The following is a 19,029-nucleotide window of genomic DNA, read 5'->3' on the forward strand; positions in this document are numbered from 1 at the left end:
AAGAGACTCTTACTCTTCCCCACCAAATCGATTTAGATACGTTACGGTGAACCGTATCGGGTATTTTGCAAGCCAATATAAAAGGAGCATATTCAATCTCAATCTGTAATTTATTATATAATGGTTTTAATATATTACTGGAACCTCCAATAACCATCCAACATTTCAAAAAAGTGACTTTGATTCGTGTCAGTAAGGTTTACTAAAAAAGGGGTCTCCCCTTTTTCTTTTAATACCTTAGCAGCCGGACCATCTCCAGTTGGTGTACAAAATAATAAATTAGTTCTGTTCAATTCTAAAATTCTACAACGTGCATTGATTTCCGTATCAATATATTCCTCGCCTAGTTTAGGGTTAAACAATTTGCTCCAAATTTCTAATGTTTTATCCAAATTATTTACGACAAAACCAACACTTTCCAATTTTGGCTGACCTAATATTTGTGACCCTATGAGTCTTTGTTCCTCTAAATCCGAATACCTTTCTTCATCTGATTTTTCCCATTCAATAAAAAATGGTAAAGAAACCTTGTTTTCCGCGTATTCAGGGAATAACAATGACCACCTGATTACCTGACCATCAGCACGACTCTCTCCCCATTAAGCGGCCCATATACTGTAAGTCCTTCTGCTTTAAGTTTTATTGATAGTTCTTCAATTTGATTTGTTTGGATCGCTACTTTCGCAGGGCCTTCCCGACTTTCTTTTGCTAGCTGTTCAACGATTTGCGTAATCAATCGATTTTCACCATGTTTTTCAGCTATTGATAAATTTTCAATTCCTAAAAATTCAATATAACTTAAGCCAAAATAGGTTAGGGTATTATATGTTCCCCAAGATTCATGACGGCCCCCCTTCACCGCATGAAGCCCTCTTTGTTTTAACGGTGAAATTGCTTTCTCTGGTTTCTTAAAGAACCAAACAAGGTGATCAAAGAAAAATTGCATTATAGTACTCCTTTCTAAGAATAAAATAAACATTACAATTTATCCTTGGAACGGGATAAATTTCTTCTATTATATTATTTAAATCCTTTAAAGATTTCCTCCAGAAATATTCAAAACTATAGTTCAGATACGATACTCATCAAAAATCGAGTCATAAAGGCTTGTTATTTAAATGAATGATTTCAAAAACTGCCTGTTCAGTGGACTGAAGGGCACCTTCAAGATGTCCACTATATTCTGAATTCGTTTCTGTACCAGCAAAAATAATTTTCTTTTCCCATACACCTTCTACTGGTGGTGGACCATAGCTCTGGTAATTTTTAAGAGGACTTAAGTCTTCCTCAACAGTGGTTTCAGAATCGCTGGACCAATCTTTATAAAGAAGAGCCTTTAAATTTTTAGTCTCACTTCCAAAGAGCTTAACTAACTGGTCAACAACCAATTTTAAAATTTTATCTTGACCCATTTTTTTACGTGCTTCTGGAGGCATTCCGAAGAAACCAAATAATGCACCAGGGCCTTTATTAGGAGAGGCATCATATATTTCTTCTAAGGGACCAACGGCACTCAATACATATCCAGAAAGTCCCAATTCTCTCCAGAAGGGACGATCATAGACTGCAACTACCTTGGCCTGTCCCGCCATCCACGTAGGTTTGTTTACAATGTCAGTCATAAGATTTGGAGGGAGGGAAGGCGAAAATTCAATGTAATGTGCCACAAGACGAGGTGGCAATGCCAAAATAACAGCATCTGCAGGAATTTTTTTCTCTTTCCATCAGAAAGCTCTGCTTCAACTGTGATATCACTAGCTTCATTCAGCTGAATTTTCTTAACTCGCGTTTCTAGCTCAACTATTTCTGAGGGAATAGTCTCTGCTAGAGCATCAATAAGAGACTGCACACCTCCAGTCAATCGGACCCATCTTTCGTCAGAATTTTCCTTCAGCACACATCGCTCTGGTGGCTTGATTTGGAATCGTTCAATAAGTATTTCGCCTTTTTTATATTGTTCGAAAGTTTCTAAATTTAGTTCTTTTACAAGGTTAGCAATATGGCTCTCATACTGTGGCCAAAACCACGTGGGGCCAAGGTCAAATTTGCCTAGGTCAGGTCTGTTTGGATCAGAAGTACTCAAAACCCTGCCACCAATCCTATCTCTAGCCTCTAGTACCCTACATTTAATCCCTTGTTGAGTAAGTAGTGATGCAGCACGTAGGCCACTTAAACCCGCACCAACAATAATTACAGAACTTTAACATATTTTGTCCTCCTTCTGACTGTGTCTATGTTGTATAAATGTACTTTCGAAAGGTTATTCCTTTTTATATTGCTCCCTTTTAAATGAGCTTTCCATATTTGAAAAAATGTGTTTTCATGATTGGGGCACAAGACCTTTTTTTCTATGTGTCTTCCTCGGTCAGACTGTGACCTCTGAATCATAAAAGAATTGTTTCTTTTTCTAATTCACGATGTAGCACTTCTCCCATACGCTTCATACCTTGCCTAATTTTCTCTTTAGGCATATTCGAGTAATTTAAACGTAAAGCATTATTCTTTGTTCCATTCGGAAAGAATGGGGTACCAGGAACAAACGCAACATTATTTGCCAAACATTCAGCGAATAATTCCCTAGAATCAACAGACTCAGGAAACTCAACCCAAATAAATAATCCACCTTCTGGTTTACTGTAAGACAAATTCTTTGGGAAAAATTCTTCAATGCAAGATAACATGACTGTGCATCTTTCTTTATAAACAGCTTTGATTTTATTAATGTGCTCATCGATATCGTAAAGTTCCAAATACTTAGCTGTAATTCTTTGAGCAAAGCTGTCAGTATGTAAGTCAGCTGTTTGCTTAAAAGCAACGTACTTTTCAATGAAAGATTCGTCTGCACAAATCCACCCAAGTCGAAGACCGGGAGTAAAAATCTTAGAAAAGGTGCTGATATAAATTACTCTACCCTCAGTGTCAAAATATTTCACAGGCGGGAGTGCCTCTCCAGCAAATCTGATCGCTCCATAGGGATTATCCTCTACAATCAGTACATCATATTGATTAGCGAGCTCTATTATTCTCTTTCGTCTTTCTAGCTTTAATGTGCGACCTGTAGGGTTTTGGAAATCTGGAATCGTATAGATAAATTTCGTGTTAGGATGCTCTTGCAGCGTTTTCTCTAGCTGATCCATATCCATACCATCATCATCCATAGCTACTTCAACAAATTTGGGATTGTATGACTTGAATGCATTAATGGCTGCAAGATAGGTAGGGCTTTCACAAATAATCGTATCCCCCTCATTGATAAATATCCTTCCAGTAAGGTCGATTGCTTGCTGGGACCCTGATGTGATAAGAACATTTTCAATAGGAGAGTCGATCCCAATAACTTTCATCCTTTGACTAATAGCTACTCTTAAAGGAATAAATCCTTCAGTCGTACTATATTGAAGAGAAGCCGCACCCTCTTCATTCAATACAGCATTGCATGCATTCTTAAGAGCCTCTACAGGAAACAACTCTGGAGCTGGCAGGCCTCCCGCAAAAGAGATAACTTCTGGTCTTTCTGTTACTTTTAATATTTCACGTGTCTCAGAAGGTTTTACTAAATTAGTTCTATCAGCAAATTTATTTTCCATTTATAATCATTCCTTTTTTATTTTTATTAATGGATTACATTAAACTATTATTTTAAAAAGTTTAATAGCCACCTATGCTCTAAAATACCCTGAATTTTCAGTTATTTTTTATTAGACCTTACTCTGATTACTCTCCAACTAGATTTAAAACATTTTAACACGCATCAAAAAACCGTACAATATTATAATTGCATGGCAAACAATTTCCTTCACATAATCTATGCTAAAATAACCATTATTATAGACTTCCAATAACAAGTAAATATGTCAGCAGAACTGCTGGTCCCCCTCTGCTAATGGCCCAGGAAGAACCATAGAAGAGACCAGTTCCAATTGAGCCCCCTATGGCTATCATCTGGATATGAAGTCTTGACAGACCTCTCTTCAAGTCTTCTTTCTCCTAGGACTGTACGTGTATTTTTTTACTCATTTCATTTTCCTCCTCATTACTTTGTGCATTTCACTTTATTTTTTATATGGTAAACAGATAATGTTAACACCTCGACGAACCTTGCCAGGAAAAAACACTCTGTCCCCCTTCACAAGTTTACCTTCTTGATAAAAAGCGAAGATGAAGGAAGAATCCCTCCTTCTGTTAGCGCTTACAATATTTTTATAAAATTTGTCCTTCCTTGGAGGTGTGGTAGGATTAGGCGCAGATACAACCAGAAAAGTAATCAAGGGTCGAATTGTCTTTGTTCGTTTTATCACGCTTGCAATCAGTGCACGAGAAAAGGAAGACCCAAAAAACACAAAAATCCATACAATATTAATTGTATGGCAAATAATATTATGTAAGTTCTTTTAGTAAACGTTTAAGGATTATCAATCCTTGCTCAAGCTCTTCGAGTGATTGTGGAGCACAGATCGAAACTCTTACAGCCCGCTCTGGACAACTATTTCCAACCACAAATCGTTCCGCCGCATACACTTGTACCCCATTTTGTGCAGCTACCCTTTCAAATTCCGTACCAGTGATTTTGCCCGGTAATAGTAACCAACGAAAGATACCTGTTTCAGTACCTAAACAGGTATAGTCTGACAAATATTGATTTACGACTTGGTTTCTACGAATCGTTTGTTCCCGATGAACCTTAATGATGTTTTCAAATTGATTCGATACAATTGTACGTGCCGCCAATTCTGCTAATAATGGGGAAACCGATATATTTAGATTATAAAGTGCCTTTGAAATTGGCTCCTTGAATCGACTCGGCACTGCTACATAGGCTAGGCGTAACCCCGGTGCTATTGATTTCGATAAACTCGCAATATAGATACCTTGTTCTGGTGCATATGATGCGACTGCTGGAAGTGGTTTTTCGTTGAGGAGTTGATAGGTCGCATCTTCGATAATGAACTGATTATACTTTTTGGCAATTGCTGCAATCGTTTTTCGATTCTCGACAGACAAACAGCAAGCTGTCGGATTATGATAATCTGGGATCAAATATATGCCTTTAATATTGTCATTTTTACACGCATATTCAAAGGCATTTGGACTCATTTCATTGTTCTCTGACTTTATCGGTACTATTTGCACACTAAGCATCGCTGCAATCGTTTTTAAGCCAGGGTAGGTATGATGGTCAGCACCAATGCGATCTCCAGGCTTACAAAGACTTGCCAGTGTAGCAGCAATCGCATTTTGACCACCATTTGCAAATAAAATGTGATCAACGGTTGTTTCAAATCCACCTCTTCGGATTACCTTTATAGCTGCATCCTTTTGCCAGAGACTTTCCCCCGCTCGACCATAACCAAACCATTTTTCATAATCTGTCTCTTGCAGCATATTTTTCAGCTGGAGTAGTAGTGGCTCGTATGAAGCATTATCTGGTAGTGTCGCTCCCATTTCAATTAAATGCTTCGGCTTTGTATCTTCAAGTAAATACGAATTCGATAACGCATCATACGATACAAATGTGCCACTTCCCACGGAGGCACTTAACAATCCCTTTAACTCACACACTTTTAACGCTTTTGAAATGGTACTCAAATTTAAATCTAAATAATCGGCCAGTTCTCGCTGTGGGGGTAGTTTTGTTCCTGGTAATAAAACTCCGTTTAAAATATCCTGTTCCAATTGCCCTGCGAGTGTTTGATAAATTGGCTTTTTAGTTTTATCAATCGATGGCTTCCAGCTCATCGGATAGTTTTCAAACGAATTAATCGGCATAATACGCATCCTTTTTCATACAATTATATGATTGTGTGGTTTATAAAACAATTATAATTTTCTTTAATATTATGCCCTTTAGTGAATATACGTGTAGCGATTCTTTTTACTTTAAAACTAAACCTCTCTCATTCTCAAATGTAATCATTTTACCAACTCCTAAGTTATGAAATTTGTGCTTTACAAAATACTTTACACTAAACATGTCTTAATTAGGAAAGTCCATACGATACCCCCTCGAGTTCGAGACGGTCATCCACGCCAGGCGCCTCGTGCTAGTGAATCGGAACCCTATCGCTACACCTCGAATCCCAACTACCTTCATATACCCCCGGTAGGTATACTCGTAATGTCCTCTATAATTCCGTCAATTAATAATATTAAGAAGGAAAACGCTTACAACTTGGCGAATATATACTTTGAGTTACTAATAAAAGTACACGGAGGGATGTCTTTTGATGAACTGCAAAAAATGTGAAAAAGAGTTTTATTTCCAAGTTACGGAAATGAATGTCCCTGGAGGCAAAGAGCGTGAGTATATAAATTGCCCCCATTGCGGTGAAACAAATGGTTCAGTTGTAACGAGCGGTGTCGTGTATATTCATAAAATTGAGGAAAACTCTAAGAATTAATTATCGATACTTTACACGACAATTGGGCCCTTGAATATAGGGCTTTCTTTAATTTTTGTATAAATAAAAACGCCACCAGTGAAGGTGACGTAATTGGTAAATAACTCCGCTGCCTGTGAAGAAATCTTTGCCTTTGTTAGTTTTGTGATATTTGCTAATTCTGCCCTAGAGATCAACTCATGCTTAATAATTTTACTTAAGACCAAACTTTTATTTATCTTCTTAAGATAAGCAGCAACACCAATTTCCATAAGGCTCACCACTATTCAAACAAAATATTTATATTAAACAACTATTTATGAGCATATGATAGGCTTGGTTTTATCCCTTATAGTTAAAATCAGGTATTTCTGTCCAACGTTTTCTCAGCTCATGTGCAGCATATTTTGGTTTCCGGTCGCGAGTAAAAATGCCTTTTTTGTTTCCTTGAACCCGAACAATTCCTTGGCCCGTTGCAAAATCAGCAAAGTTCCATACCTGTTCACCAACGAAATGATCAAATTCATCAAACACTTCATGGTTTGCTCTATAAAACGCTGCTTGATATTCTTCCGTAAACATGACAGGTTCTACATCGTGTAATCCTGCTACCGTATCAGCGCCATACTCTGTCATCATAAATGGTTTTGCCGGGCACCTTTTAATCCAGTCATTAAACTCAGCTCGAAGCTTTTCTTTAGCTGAAACTAAATCACCCCCATCAACATACCAGCCGTAGTATCGGTTAAAGGCAAGGATATCCAGTAATTCCGCTATTTGATCCTTTTCAGGTGAAGATTGAATTTCAGTAACAATGGTAACAGGACGTTTTTGCGGGTCCAGTTCTTTAGCAAGCTCGACTAGCGGCTTAAAGTATTCATATGCTCCCTCTTCTTCGGTTGCAGCTTCATTGGCTATATTCCACAATACGACAGAAGGATGGTTTTTATCACGATTGATTAGTTCCTTGATCACCTGCTGATGATGTTCGAAGGTTTTAAGCTCCTTCCAGGTATCCCGTTTGGGTCCACCCAAAAAAACCACCAACATGTTCAAGTGCAAACCAACTGCAGGTACCTCATCAATGACGACAAAACCTTCGCGGTCAGCAAGGCGCATAATTTCTTCTGAATATGGGTAATGTGCTGTACGGAATGAGTTAGCTCCCATCCATTTCATCAGGTTGAAATCCATAACATTAGCAGCCTCATCAAAGCCTCTTCCATGAATCGGTGTATCTTCGTGCTTGCCAAAGCCTTTGAAATAAAATGGCTTATTATTAATAAGGAACTTTCCATCTTTAACCGCTACTGTTCTAACACCAAATGGCTGTTCATAAATATCAACCATTTCCCCATCTTTTTTCAGCTCTACCTGAAGTGTATACAAATAGGCATTTAATGGCTCCCATAGTCTTACATTTGGAATGTTGATGGTGCCAGCAACTCCTTCAGCCTCACCTACTACGATTCCAGATTCGTCTATGGTCTTTACTTTTACTTGTACTGTGCCGGATGCCGCTATTGAATAGTGAACTTGGCCCTCTATATCCGTTACAATCGATACATCCTTAACATAAATAGTCGGTGTTGTATAAATTTTCACTGGACGGTGCAAACCGGCGTAGTTGAAAAAGTCAAAATTTGGCTGATTGCGTATTACTTTGCCAACACCAGGAATATCCTTTTCTATTATTGTGCCAACTGGTAATGTCGAGTAATCAACAATGTTGTTAACAGCAACAGTTAATCGATTCTTCCCTTTTTGTAAAAACTTATTTAATTCTGCCTCAAACGGTAAGAAGCCACCTTTATGCTCGACAACAAGCTCTCCATTGACATAAACCTTAGCTAGATGAGTGGCCGAACCGAATCGCAAAACCACTCGTTCAGATTGAAGTATAGACGGAACAGAAAATTCCCGTTCATACCATACCCATCCAACATGATCGCGTATATTTGAATTTACTCCAATATCATTAAAAGAGGATGGAACAGCCATGCTGAATGCTTCGGTCAATTTGGAATTTTGCCAGTTTTCCTGAAAACCATTTCCCGAATCAAGCTTAAAATTCCAAATCCCGTTTAAATCAATGATACTGCGTGTTTCAGTTACGATAGGATATAACATCTTCATTCTCCTTTTTTATAATCATAGATCTGTTTAGTAAATTTGATAGTAAATTAATAGTTTCGTATGATTAAATCTTCTTAAACATTATCTAATACATCATTTAGTTTATTATTTAAACCTGAGCAAAGACTCGCCTTTTCTTCAAGTGTCATTTTTTCAATTAATTGTCTAATATTTCTTTTCATAGAATCCTCCTAATAAATGTTTAACGCTTTCATAATTTGATATGACGGTTAATATTACTTTTGTTCTAAGTTAACTACCTTTTAATTTCATTTTAAGACACTCGCATTGTTTCCACTATTCCAATTACGACTACCTATTTTCATAAATCCGACTTTTGATGATATTTTTTGAATGTATAATTGCATAAAGACATAAGTAAAAATGCAGGGACACTTCCACTAAAAAATGGAATTAATCCAGGAAGCTTAAATGTTATAAAAAAGAAAATCCCTGTAAACACAGCCATTATAAAGGTTGCGATTGGATTGGTCGTCATTAGGATAACCGCATTTTTAATGACTCCTTTTACCCCCACATGAAAATGTACAAGGACGGGAAAAATATAAAATAAGGTAAAGAAGAAAATAAAAATCAAAATAACATTGGGAATATAAAGTAATTTGAATATTGGTAACGATATGGCTTCTATTATCTTTATATTAGAGTATAGGAAACTTCCTAACGCGATCAGAATTAAACCGACACCATTACTTTTTAGAAATTCACTTTTATAAACCGTCCAAAACGTTTTAAATACATGAATATCCTGCTTCATTACCCACTTTCGGACAACGGCGAACATCGCTGCTGTCGCAGGAAAAAAACCTAGAACAATTAGACCAAGAAACGTGAAGACAATCCAAATCACGTTTACATACATTAATCTCATACCCCACTCGGAAACACGATGAATGCCCTTCATAAAACCTTCCATTAAGGATAACTCCTTCCTTTATCGCTGCAATGACTCAATCATATTGAGGAAAATAGCCCTAAGATAGGGCTACTCTTAGACAAATATATCATCCTTTTACAGAGCCTAATGCAATTCCTTTTACAAGGTATTTTTGGAAAAATGGATACGCAATTAAAATCGGTAATACCCCTACAACAGCAATCGCCATCCGTACACCTGTTGAAGGAATTTCCGAAGCTGCCTGACTGGCGTTTGAACCCAAATCACTGGTCGCTAAAAACTGAATATCCGCAAGCATCCTGTTTAAAATGTTTTGGATACTGAATAGTTGTGGGTCGGTAATATAAATGAGACCGTTAAACCAGTCATTCCAATAATGAATGGTTTGAAGTAATCCAATCGTTGCCAAAATAGGCAGTGATAAAGGCAGGACTATGGAGAAAAAGGTCCTGAATTCACCTGCTCCATCCATCCGTGCTGATTCAATCACAGGCTCTGGAATGGAAGTTATAAAAAATGTTCTCATTAATAATACGTTAAAACCATTCATAAGCAGACCAGGTACAATTAAAGCCCAAATCGTATTTTTCAAATCAAAGATTTGTGTATAAACCAGATAGGTTGGTACAAGTCCACCGTTGAATAATAAGGTAAAGAATACAAAGAAAGCAAAAACATTTCTGTAAGGTAAATCTCGGCGTGAAAGTGCATAGGCCAAAAACGCAGTTATAGCCAAACTAACAACCGTTCCAAATACAGTTACGAAAATTGTAATACCGTAGGCCCTTAAAATACTTGAAGAATTATTTAACAAATACTCATAAGCTGCAAAGCTAAATTCCCTAGGGAAAAAGGAATAACCATCCTTCAAAATGACCTTTTCACCTGTTAGAGAAGAAGATAAAAGAATTATAAAGGGAATAATGCTGCCTGCTGCAAGTACGATTAAAAAGATATGGGAAACCCATTGTGTTATTCGATCAGATTTATACATTCTTCCTTACCTCCTGCTTAAAATAATGCATTGTCTTTACTTTTTCTGCGGACGAGATAATTGGATATCAGGACCAGTACAAATCCAACGATGGATTGATATAGGCCGGCTGCAGCGGACATCCCGATATCCCCAAGCTGCATTAAACCTCGGTAAACATAAGTGTCAATAACATTCGTGGTATCGTAGATTGCCCCTGAGTTCATTGGTACTTGATAAAACAAACCAAAATCAGAGTAGAAAATTCGTCCTATTGACAGTAATGTCATCATGATAATGACTGGCATAATCGATGGAATGGTAATATGAATAATTTGATGCCATTTATTCGCCCCATCTAAAGTGGCTGCTTCATAGTACTCCTGGTCGATCCCGATAATAGCCGCCAAATAAATGACACATAGGAATCCGACACCCTTCCATAAATTGATGAAGGTTAATATATAGGGCCAATATTTTGCTTCGTTATACCATGAAACTCCATCCAGCCCAAGTAAAGGCAGAATCGTTTTATTCAGATAACCCACATCTTCACTTAAAAAGGCAAATCCCAGATAACTGACAATAACCATCGAGATCAAGAATGGCAATAGAATAACACTTTGATAAAAGCTTTTCGCGAGCTTATTTTTAATTTCATTGAGCATTATGGCTATTCCAATCGCCAGTATCGTATTTAAGATAATAAATCCTCCATTATAGAGAATGGTATTTCGGGTAATAACAAAGGCATCTCTTGAACTAAATAGGTACTCAAAGTTTTTAAAGCCTATCCAATCACTTGCGAAGATTCCTTTCGCATAGTTAACATCCTTAAAAGCAATGACCAATCCGAACATCGGTAAATAATTGTTGATCAGCAAATAAATTAACCCAGGTACCATCATGATAAAAAGAGGTAAAAATCTTTTAAACTTGATCATCCTGTTATTTACCTTTTTAGCTGGTATCGCCTGGATGCTTGCTTTCATTTTCTTTACTGTCACTTCTGACATCCTTTTTCCCCCTTGCTGATTAAAATGTTTCCGCTTACAAATAACTTTCATTTCTTGCTATAATTTTATTTTATTAAACTAGTTCTATTGAAACTACCCATAATACGACTTCTTATTTTCGTTTATCCGACTATTGGGAACGTGAAATCCATCTCAAGACAGACAAGCCAGTGAAAAAAAGAGAGCTAGCACCACTAGCTCTCTTTTCTCTCCTTACTTCTCTTTCCACTTGTCAAATTGTTTTTGTTTTTCCGCAATAATTTTCCCCAGACCTGATGCTTTAAGCTTACTATTAAATTCCGACAAACTTTTCTCCGGATTTAGAGTACCTGATTCAAGCCCTAGCTTGTACTGATTTAATACGTTTGTCGATGCAGCAATTTCAGTTTTTACTGGATCTGGATTGAACGTAAAGCCAAATGCTGGAGAAAAAATAGCTGAATCGTTATGTTCTTTCATTATATCCCAGTAATTTGCAGGGTTTCCTTCCCAAGGAAAAGTCAAGAAGTTATTTCCAATTTCCCACTGGTTAAATGCATATTTTGATTCCTTAACGCCTTCCGGCAATTTAATGGTTCCATCCGAATTTTTCACATAATGTTTACCTTCCACGCCAAGATCTAGTAAATTCATAATGTCTTTATCAGTATATAGTAAATTGATAAATTCCATCGCTTTTTCAGGATTTTGACTGTTTCTCGCAATAGACATGTTGAAGCCCGTGGCTGCATCTGTGTACGAATAAACATCCGTTAATTTTACTGAAACCATTTCATAGCCAGTTATTCCCTTCTCCTGGACATCAAAACCTGGCTTCATTTTAGCGAAATAGCCAAATCCTTTATTTGCTTTTACAAGATTGGCGGCAGATTCTTTTGATGTGGCTGAATCCTTAATGATGTAACCCTCTTGGAACCACTTTCGTGCTAATTTAACAGCTTCTACATATTGCGGGTCTTTAAACATATTTACAATTTTCTTATCTTTAAATGACACCACTCCAAGGTTGTCCCCTAGCACATCAAATTTTCCAGCAGTAATTGCGGTGGCAACCGATGTTCCCATTGATGTGTTGACTACTGGTGTTAATGTTGGTTCTTTTTCTTTGACCATTTTAAAGACATCTTCCAAGTCCGTAAATGTTTTGATTTGAGAAAGATCAATCTTATATTTGTCGACTAAATCCTTTCTCATAGCAAAGCCATAATAAGAACCCCAGTCTCGTATACTTGGAATACCGTATATTTCCCCGTTAACTTTATTACCTTCTATAAGATGTTTAGGAACCACTTTAAAAATTCCTTGACCATGTGATTGGAGCAAATCATCTAATGGAAGGTATTGACCTTTTGCTGCTTGTGTATTGTAGCCATAGAATGATGAAGACATGATTAAATCCAACTTTTCGTTGCTTGTTAACATTAAATTTTGTTGCTGTTGCCATGCAGCTCCACTTATTGGGACTAATTTTACCGTAGCATTAATCTTCTTTTTAGTAATTTTATTAATTTCTTCTTGAACCAATGGAAGTTCATCTATTTTGGTATTTAATGTTAAATAAGCCATTGTAATTTCATATGGCTTATTATTGGAGCTAGTTCCGTCCTTTTTACTTGTACCGCTTTCCTTGGAACTGCACCCAGCCAAAACCAAAAGCACAGACATAATAATCATTAAAAACTTTGTAAATGACTTAATACTCTTCAACTTTCTTTCCCCCTTATTCTTTTTGATCTGTTGAAAACTCTTTTTGAAAGCGTTGTCAACTATCTAGTTTTAGTATAGAGGATGGGTAGAAATACACTTACTAAAAAAACGACATTTTATTTTTGTTATTACGACTTATCTAAGGAGAGTGCCATTTTTCGATATTCCATTGGATTTAATTCAGTTGCCTTTTTGAAAATAGTAGAGAAATAGGAAAAATTCGAATATCCAGCAGATAAAGCCACTTCACTTACAGGTAAATTTGTTCCAGCCAATAGTTTTTTTGCATATTCAATACGCTGCTGTTGCAAGTATTCGGATATAGATACTCCTGTTTGTTTTTTAAAAAGTCTTGTTAAGTAGTCAGGATTGAGATAAACATAATTTGCAATTTCTTCTCGTGTTAACCTCTGTTCACCAAGATGGTTTTGAATATATTGTTTAACAATGTTAACTACAGAACCTTTTTCTTGAGGAACATGAAGCTGATTCATGGCTACATCCGCAATATAAATAACCCAATCTTGTAGAAAATCCAACGATTTCAACACTTTAACAGGCTTTTCAGTCAGCAAGTTTTGTGAAAAAACCTGATTTGCCTGAATCCCTTTTACTTGGAGCACATAAAAAACCAATTGCAAAAAATCCTGATAAAATAAATGAAGTGATTGTGCGGTTATATCATCATCTGATTTTTTCCAATCCTTAAAATATTGATTAATTGCATCCAACAATTTTTCCTTTGGACCACTTTTCATTAAACTCGACCAATAAACAGGTAGCAACGGAATCGAGCATGAATCCTTTTTTTTATTATTATACACAATGGTCTGGTTACTCTTGGTTACATTGTTACGATCAAGATCCTGCAACAAGTGAACCATGCTTACTACCTCCTCGATAGGAACCTGATTGCCAATATAACAGCAAAGTTCGCATGAGAAATATAGAGCAAATCGAGAAATAAAATCATTAAAATTACATGTTTGCTCCTCGATGTTTGTTGCTTTTACTAGGGGCAAAATGACCAAAATATAACCAGTTCCCAAATTTACCACATGGGCATCCATATTGGATTTGGAAATTTCTTCATTTACTGCATTCTGAAGGCCATTCTCCCTTAATTTTTCTTCATGGACCGACAGTTCCTTTTTCCAACGTTGAACATGAAATAAAATGGGCAAAAAAGTTGTGTACTCCGTATACGATAAATGATGGTACTTCTTATGCTCATTAATCTTGTCAATGGTAGAAGGGACAACTTGGTGAATGAGATCTAACCAGAATCGTTCCTTCATGACAGATTGGTGCGATTTCTTCAATTGATGGTAAGACTCCTCCACCAGTTTTGTATCCTGATCCTTTTTAATTTTTTCCAAGGCATTGTGAATAACACCTTCCAGCTCTTGATAATCGACTGGTTTGAGTAAATAGTTGAGACTTTTCAACTGCAATGCTTGCTTTGCATATCCGAAATCTGAATGACACGTTAAAAAAATCGCTTCCGTACTTGGGTAATGTTCCCTGACCCATTTTAAAAGGTCAATTCCCGATCCTTTAGGCATTTCAATATCACAAAGCAAAAGATCCACCCTATTATTTAAAAACACCTCTTGTGCCTGCCTCATGTTATTGGCTGTATAAACAGTAGAGATATGGTGCTTTTTCCAATCAACACCCGCCTGAACGCCTCTAATTGAATGAATTTCATCATCAACGATAAGTACATGAAATTGATTCATCATCATACCCCTTTCCTTTATTGGAATTTTTATATCGGTACCTTCATGCGGACTGTTGCACCTTTTCCTTGTTCGTTTGAAAAGTGTATATGAGCATACCCTTCATATAACAAATTCAACCGTCGCTTAACATTCCAAAGTCCAATTCGTTCCCCATTCTGGTTTGTAAGTGATTCGTCATTTTCTAAACTCCATAAAACCTCTTCAGGGAATCCTTCACCAGTATCCTGGATTTTAATTTCCATAAAACCGGGGTCTTCATTGTCTTTTTTAACAGTTATTTTAATTTCAATCGGTTCATCCATATTAAAAGCATGTTTAATAGAATTTTCAACAATCGTTTGAATGACCAAAGGCGGTATATTGCATTTCATCAATTCTGAAGATACTTCCACATCATAATTGATAGCTTCTGGAAATCTAAGTTGTTGAATCTTTATATAATTCTCCGTATGATTTAATTCTTCTTCTAAGCTAACGAAATACGAATTACTACGAAACATAAACCGAAAGTAATTGGCTAGGCATTTGGACATTTCTTGAATGATGGCAAAATCTTTAACTGTTGCAAGATTATAAATAATGTTTAATGAGTTAAGGAAAAAGTGCGGGTTAATTTGTAATTGTAAATGCTTTAGTTCCGCCCTTTGTAAATTTAACTTTTCTTCGTAAACATTGATTTTTAAGTCTTTTATCTCCGATATCATATGGTTGAAGGACCCATTCATCACTTCAAACTCCGTAGAATTATGGTTCATAGGAAGCCGTACTTCCATATCACCCTCACGAAGCTTTTTCATGGCTGAAACAATACGATTTATTGGTTGAAGAAAAACCTTTCTCATGATAAAGATAAATAGAAATAAGAACAAAACAGCTCCAATAGAAATAACCGATGAAATTCTTTGTAAAAAAGGAAGTTTCTCTAAAATTTCACTTTCTGGTATCAATGCTAAAAGATAAAAATCACCACTTGATGATTTTTCCTTCATGACCATAAAGCGGTCATTTTCCCCAGACACTACAAACTTATTTCCCTTCAATGTTAAGTCTATTTTTTCATCTTCTATAAATTTTTTATTGGTGATAGGCTGCAATTCGGAAGTTGCAAGCAGGGCTCTACCTGTTTCTCCAAAATCAATATACTTAAAAGGCTTAATCAAATTGTTCACATTTACCCAAGCCCCTACGTAGACTCCATCTATATTTAAATAGTATAGTAAATAATAATTTTTCTTTCCCTTCCATAAGTTCCATTTGCCTTCAAGAAGATTTTCGGGCTTTTTCTCAAGCAATTCATGAATTTCATCCGTTGCATTCATACGGTCTGTAAAATCTTCATCATTTTTCTGAGTATATAGGAAATCTTTATAGGATGATGAATAAAGAAAAATAGAGTCAATTGCTGTATAAAAATAAGATTGATTATTGATAGAATTAAACAATCTTATTTTTGCCTCTTCGTAGTCGTTAAGATCAAAGTTTTCATGATATTGAAGGAAATATAAATCGGTATTCGCGGAAAGTTGAAATATATAATTTCCAACACCTTCCAAACTCTTATCGATTTGATCCATATAAATATTCAGCATATTTTTGTTAGATTGAGCCACTTGGCTTCGAATTACTTCATTAGCATAATAATTATTAATAATATGAAAGATGATTAATGGACCGATTATGAGGAAAATAGTCAAAAAGAGCTTAAACATTAATGAATTAAAAATTGGTTTAAGCGGTTTCATATGTGTTCCTCCTGATTTACAACTTTATTAATATAATTTTCTATTATACATTATCGTTGTAAAAAGATTGCGAAAATATAAAAATAATGAATCAACAATAATTGGAAGGTATTTTTAAAAAAAGAGATCCATGAAAGTATTAGTGAAGATTAAAAATAATTGTTATTGATATGGTATATAGTCCAGAAATTGACGAAATTAGATGTCCATAGTTTGACGAGCTCAGTGTCCAAATGAAATTTTGAAAAAAGGGAGAATCACGAAAATTCTCCCTCAATCACCCTCTTAACCATGTGGTCATCTACAATCCTAAATCCATTCTGAGATCCATAAATTAAACAATGAGTACATAACTTATTTATGAGCCTTGCGGCTCCTCCAGAAAAGCGGTGAATTTCATCCAAAGCAGCGTCAGAAAAGAAATGTTGGTCCACTCCTGCGAATTTTAAATGCTTTTCTACATACTCACCAACCTGAGCACGATCGTAATGCCCCAATTTGAACTGGATATCAATTCTTTGTCGTATAGCTGAGAATGATTGAAGACGAAGTCGATCCCATAATTCACTCTGCCCTACAAGAATAAGTGCCATTGGACTTTGTGCATCCATTTTGAAGTTAAGCAGAAACCTAACCTCCTCAAGCATCTCACGATCTAAGAGGTGAGCTTCATCTACCACAACCACTGGCTGAATACCGCGAATTCCTCTCATCAATTCTATCTCTCGATGGAGTTGCCGTTTGGCATCACCTCTATAAAACTTTGCTTCAGAGCCTAATTGTTCAAGTAATCCCTTATAAAAATGTCGAGGAGTTAATTTTGAATCGGACAAATAGAGGACTTGATATTTACCTTTATCTAATCGATCCACAAATTTTCGAATAGTGGTCGTTTTACCGGTACCACAATCACCTGTTAAAACAGCAAAAAGCTGTCTCTCAGCCGAGTACTTAAGCCTGCCAAGTATTTCATGCATCATAGGAGAATCGTATAATTTATCGGTTGGTATATCCCTTGAAAAAGGAGTGTTTTCCATCCCATAAGCCTCTTCAAACATTTTCTTCGTCCTCCTTCCAAATTGCACGGAAGGATACAGCTGGAGTCATACCCTTTTGCCGTTCTTGGTTTTTCTGTTCGGCTGCTTTTAATAATCTAGATGAATCTGCTTCTTGTGGTTGAAGATGCGAAGGTAATGCTGGTCGTTTTCCTGCCTTTTCACCGATGACAAGCTTCCGCGCTCTCCAAGGGGTGTACCCCTCATACTCAATAGTTAATTCCTCTAGGTCCGAAGGATCGTACACAACGTCAACTTGACGACCCATAAAAGTAAGTCCAACTTCATACTTTTGATCCATAAAACTTATACAACCAGATTTGTCTACCTTACGTGACTCACAATGTAGAAAGGCATTAGCTAATTTATCAGGATCAATAAATTGAATTGCTTTGCGATCACTACGGAATGCCGACTGCGGACTAATTTTCTCGCCAAGTGCTGAATGAGGTTTTTCTTGGTAACACTCGGTAAGCCAAGATTGGAACAGTTCATTTAATCGGTCCAATGTTTTTGGCTTTTCAAGGGCAATTTCACCAAGAAAAGAATCTATAACTCTATTAAATCGTTCAATTTTACCTTTTGATTCAGGCGCATAGGGTTTTGCAAAAATAAGTCGTGTACCAAGCTTAGAACATGTTCGCGACATCCACTTATTTCGATATTGCTTTCCATTATCGAAATAAACAGATTCTGGTACACCATATTTTTGTACAGCTTGTCGAAAAGCATCTTCTACAATTTTGGAATCAAGGGTCGGATAAAACGCACCATGTAAAACAAAACGTGTTGCGTCATCTATAATAGCTACAAGGAATACCTGCTTTTTAGTTCCATTGGGACCAATGGGCAAATACGGACCATACTTAATGTCAGATTGCCACAACTGATTACGATGTCTTTTTTGAAATCGTCTCGCAGCTACTCCTGATTGAGAATAAAGCCTCATTTGACGAGAACTATATCCTTTTTCCGTTAATTTCTCTTGAAGGGTAGAACGTTTAAGTTGACCAGGTTCTGCCAAGCCCTCCCACTCAAGTATCTGAATAATTTGAGCAACGCTACGACTAGGAGCTTCCTTTCTAAGGAGAATAGCCTGTTCTAATAAATGTGGAGGAATAGCCTCTGGTTTGGTTTGTGCTGTTTTCCCAATAGGTTTTAATCCTCCGAAACCTTCGATACGATACTGTGACAGGTAACGTCTTATTGTCCTTTCAGAAAGACCGCTGGTCTTACAAATTTGCTCCTTCAGTTGCTTGGCTTTTCCAGCGTCAAGACCTTCTGCTAGTAGGGGTGCAATAAGCTGGAACCTCTGTACTGCAATTTCTTCTGCTTTTTTCTGATCTCTCATGGTAACAC

The 19,029-nt window shown here is 36.5% G+C and carries 16 protein-coding genes and 1 pseudogene; 1 reads left to right on the forward strand and 16 read right to left on the reverse strand.

The genetic code is table 11. The features are described 5' to 3' along the window. Positions 1–134: 134 nt before the first annotated feature. From QF028_RS16965 to QF028_RS16990, 6 genes and pseudogenes are all read right to left on the reverse strand, one after another. Positions 135–557: a hypothetical protein gene (locus QF028_RS16965; protein WP_429467116.1), complete on the reverse strand. Its 423-nt coding sequence runs from the start codon at positions 555–557 to the stop codon at positions 135–137. A gap of 11 nt (positions 558–568) precedes the next feature. Next, positions 569–946 (reverse strand): VOC family protein, encoded by a 378-nt coding sequence (locus QF028_RS16970; protein WP_429467118.1) that lies wholly within the window; start codon positions 944–946, stop codon positions 569–571. Positions 947–1,097: 151 nt separating this feature from the next. After that, a pseudogene (locus QF028_RS16975) lies at positions 1,098–2,191 on the reverse strand (flavin monoamine oxidase family protein). 193 nt (positions 2,192–2,384) lie between these two features. Next, a complete protein-coding gene (locus QF028_RS16980; protein ID WP_429467120.1) occupies positions 2,385–3,587 on the reverse strand; it encodes a PLP-dependent aminotransferase family protein in 1,203 nt (400 codons plus the stop codon). A 238-nt stretch (positions 3,588–3,825) separates the two neighbouring features. Next, a complete protein-coding gene (locus QF028_RS16985) occupies positions 3,826–3,942 on the reverse strand; it encodes a hypothetical protein (RefSeq protein WP_429472398.1) in 117 nt (38 codons plus the stop codon). Between the two features lie 435 nt (positions 3,943–4,377). Next, positions 4,378–5,766, reverse strand: a complete 1,389-nt coding sequence (locus tag QF028_RS16990) for a PLP-dependent aminotransferase family protein (RefSeq protein WP_429467122.1) — start codon at positions 5,764–5,766, stop codon at positions 4,378–4,380. A gap of 455 nt (positions 5,767–6,221) precedes the next feature. Between QF028_RS16990 and QF028_RS16995 the strand changes: the two genes are divergently transcribed. Next, the gene (locus QF028_RS16995; protein WP_214731345.1) at positions 6,222–6,398 is read left to right on the forward strand and encodes a hypothetical protein; all 177 of its coding nucleotides are present in this window, start codon (positions 6,222–6,224) and stop codon (positions 6,396–6,398) included. Positions 6,399–6,409: 11 nt separating this feature from the next. Here QF028_RS16995 and QF028_RS17000 read toward each other — a convergent pair whose 3' ends face one another. The 10 genes from QF028_RS17000 to QF028_RS17045 form a co-directional block, all read right to left on the reverse strand. Further along, the gene (locus QF028_RS17000; protein ID WP_429467124.1) at positions 6,410–6,649 is read right to left on the reverse strand and encodes a hypothetical protein; all 240 of its coding nucleotides are present in this window, start codon (positions 6,647–6,649) and stop codon (positions 6,410–6,412) included. Between the two features lie 70 nt (positions 6,650–6,719). Further along, positions 6,720–8,507 carry a beta-glucuronidase gene (uidA, locus tag QF028_RS17005; RefSeq protein WP_429467126.1) on the reverse strand — a complete coding sequence of 596 codons (1,788 nt, stop codon included), beginning with the start codon at positions 8,505–8,507 and terminating at the stop codon, positions 6,720–6,722. 328 nt (positions 8,508–8,835) lie between these two features. After that, entirely contained in the window at positions 8,836–9,450 is a 615-nt protein-coding gene (locus QF028_RS17010) for a YesL family protein (RefSeq protein WP_429467128.1), read from the reverse strand. An 88-nt stretch (positions 9,451–9,538) separates the two neighbouring features. Then, entirely contained in the window at positions 9,539–10,426 is an 888-nt protein-coding gene (locus QF028_RS17015) for a carbohydrate ABC transporter permease (RefSeq protein WP_429467130.1), read from the reverse strand. 17 nt (positions 10,427–10,443) lie between these two features. After that, positions 10,444–11,349, reverse strand: a complete 906-nt coding sequence (locus QF028_RS17020; protein WP_374103847.1) for an ABC transporter permease — start codon at positions 11,347–11,349, stop codon at positions 10,444–10,446. A 285-nt stretch (positions 11,350–11,634) separates the two neighbouring features. Continuing rightward, the gene (locus tag QF028_RS17025; protein WP_429467132.1) at positions 11,635–13,128 is read right to left on the reverse strand and encodes an ABC transporter substrate-binding protein; all 1,494 of its coding nucleotides are present in this window, start codon (positions 13,126–13,128) and stop codon (positions 11,635–11,637) included. 128 nt (positions 13,129–13,256) lie between these two features. Beyond that, entirely contained in the window at positions 13,257–14,876 is a 1,620-nt protein-coding gene (locus QF028_RS17030; RefSeq protein WP_429467134.1) for a response regulator transcription factor, read from the reverse strand. Positions 14,877–14,899: 23 nt separating this feature from the next. Beyond that, positions 14,900–16,615 carry a sensor histidine kinase gene (locus QF028_RS17035; protein ID WP_429467136.1) on the reverse strand — a complete coding sequence of 572 codons (1,716 nt, stop codon included), beginning with the start codon at positions 16,613–16,615 and terminating at the stop codon, positions 14,900–14,902. 257 nt (positions 16,616–16,872) lie between these two features. Further along, positions 16,873–17,673, reverse strand: a complete 801-nt coding sequence (locus QF028_RS17040; protein ID WP_429467138.1) for an ExeA family protein — start codon at positions 17,671–17,673, stop codon at positions 16,873–16,875. Beyond that, positions 17,666–19,021 carry a DDE-type integrase/transposase/recombinase gene (locus QF028_RS17045; protein ID WP_429467140.1) on the reverse strand — a complete coding sequence of 452 codons (1,356 nt, stop codon included), beginning with the start codon at positions 19,019–19,021 and terminating at the stop codon, positions 17,666–17,668. The genes QF028_RS17040 and QF028_RS17045 overlap by 8 nt, the downstream gene beginning before the upstream one ends. Positions 19,022–19,029 lie beyond the last annotated feature (8 nt).

Origin of the sequence: Neobacillus sp. B4I6, from assembly GCF_050434045.1 — a bacterium.
Taxonomy (GTDB): Bacteria; Bacillota; Bacilli; order Bacillales; family Cytobacillaceae; genus Neobacillus.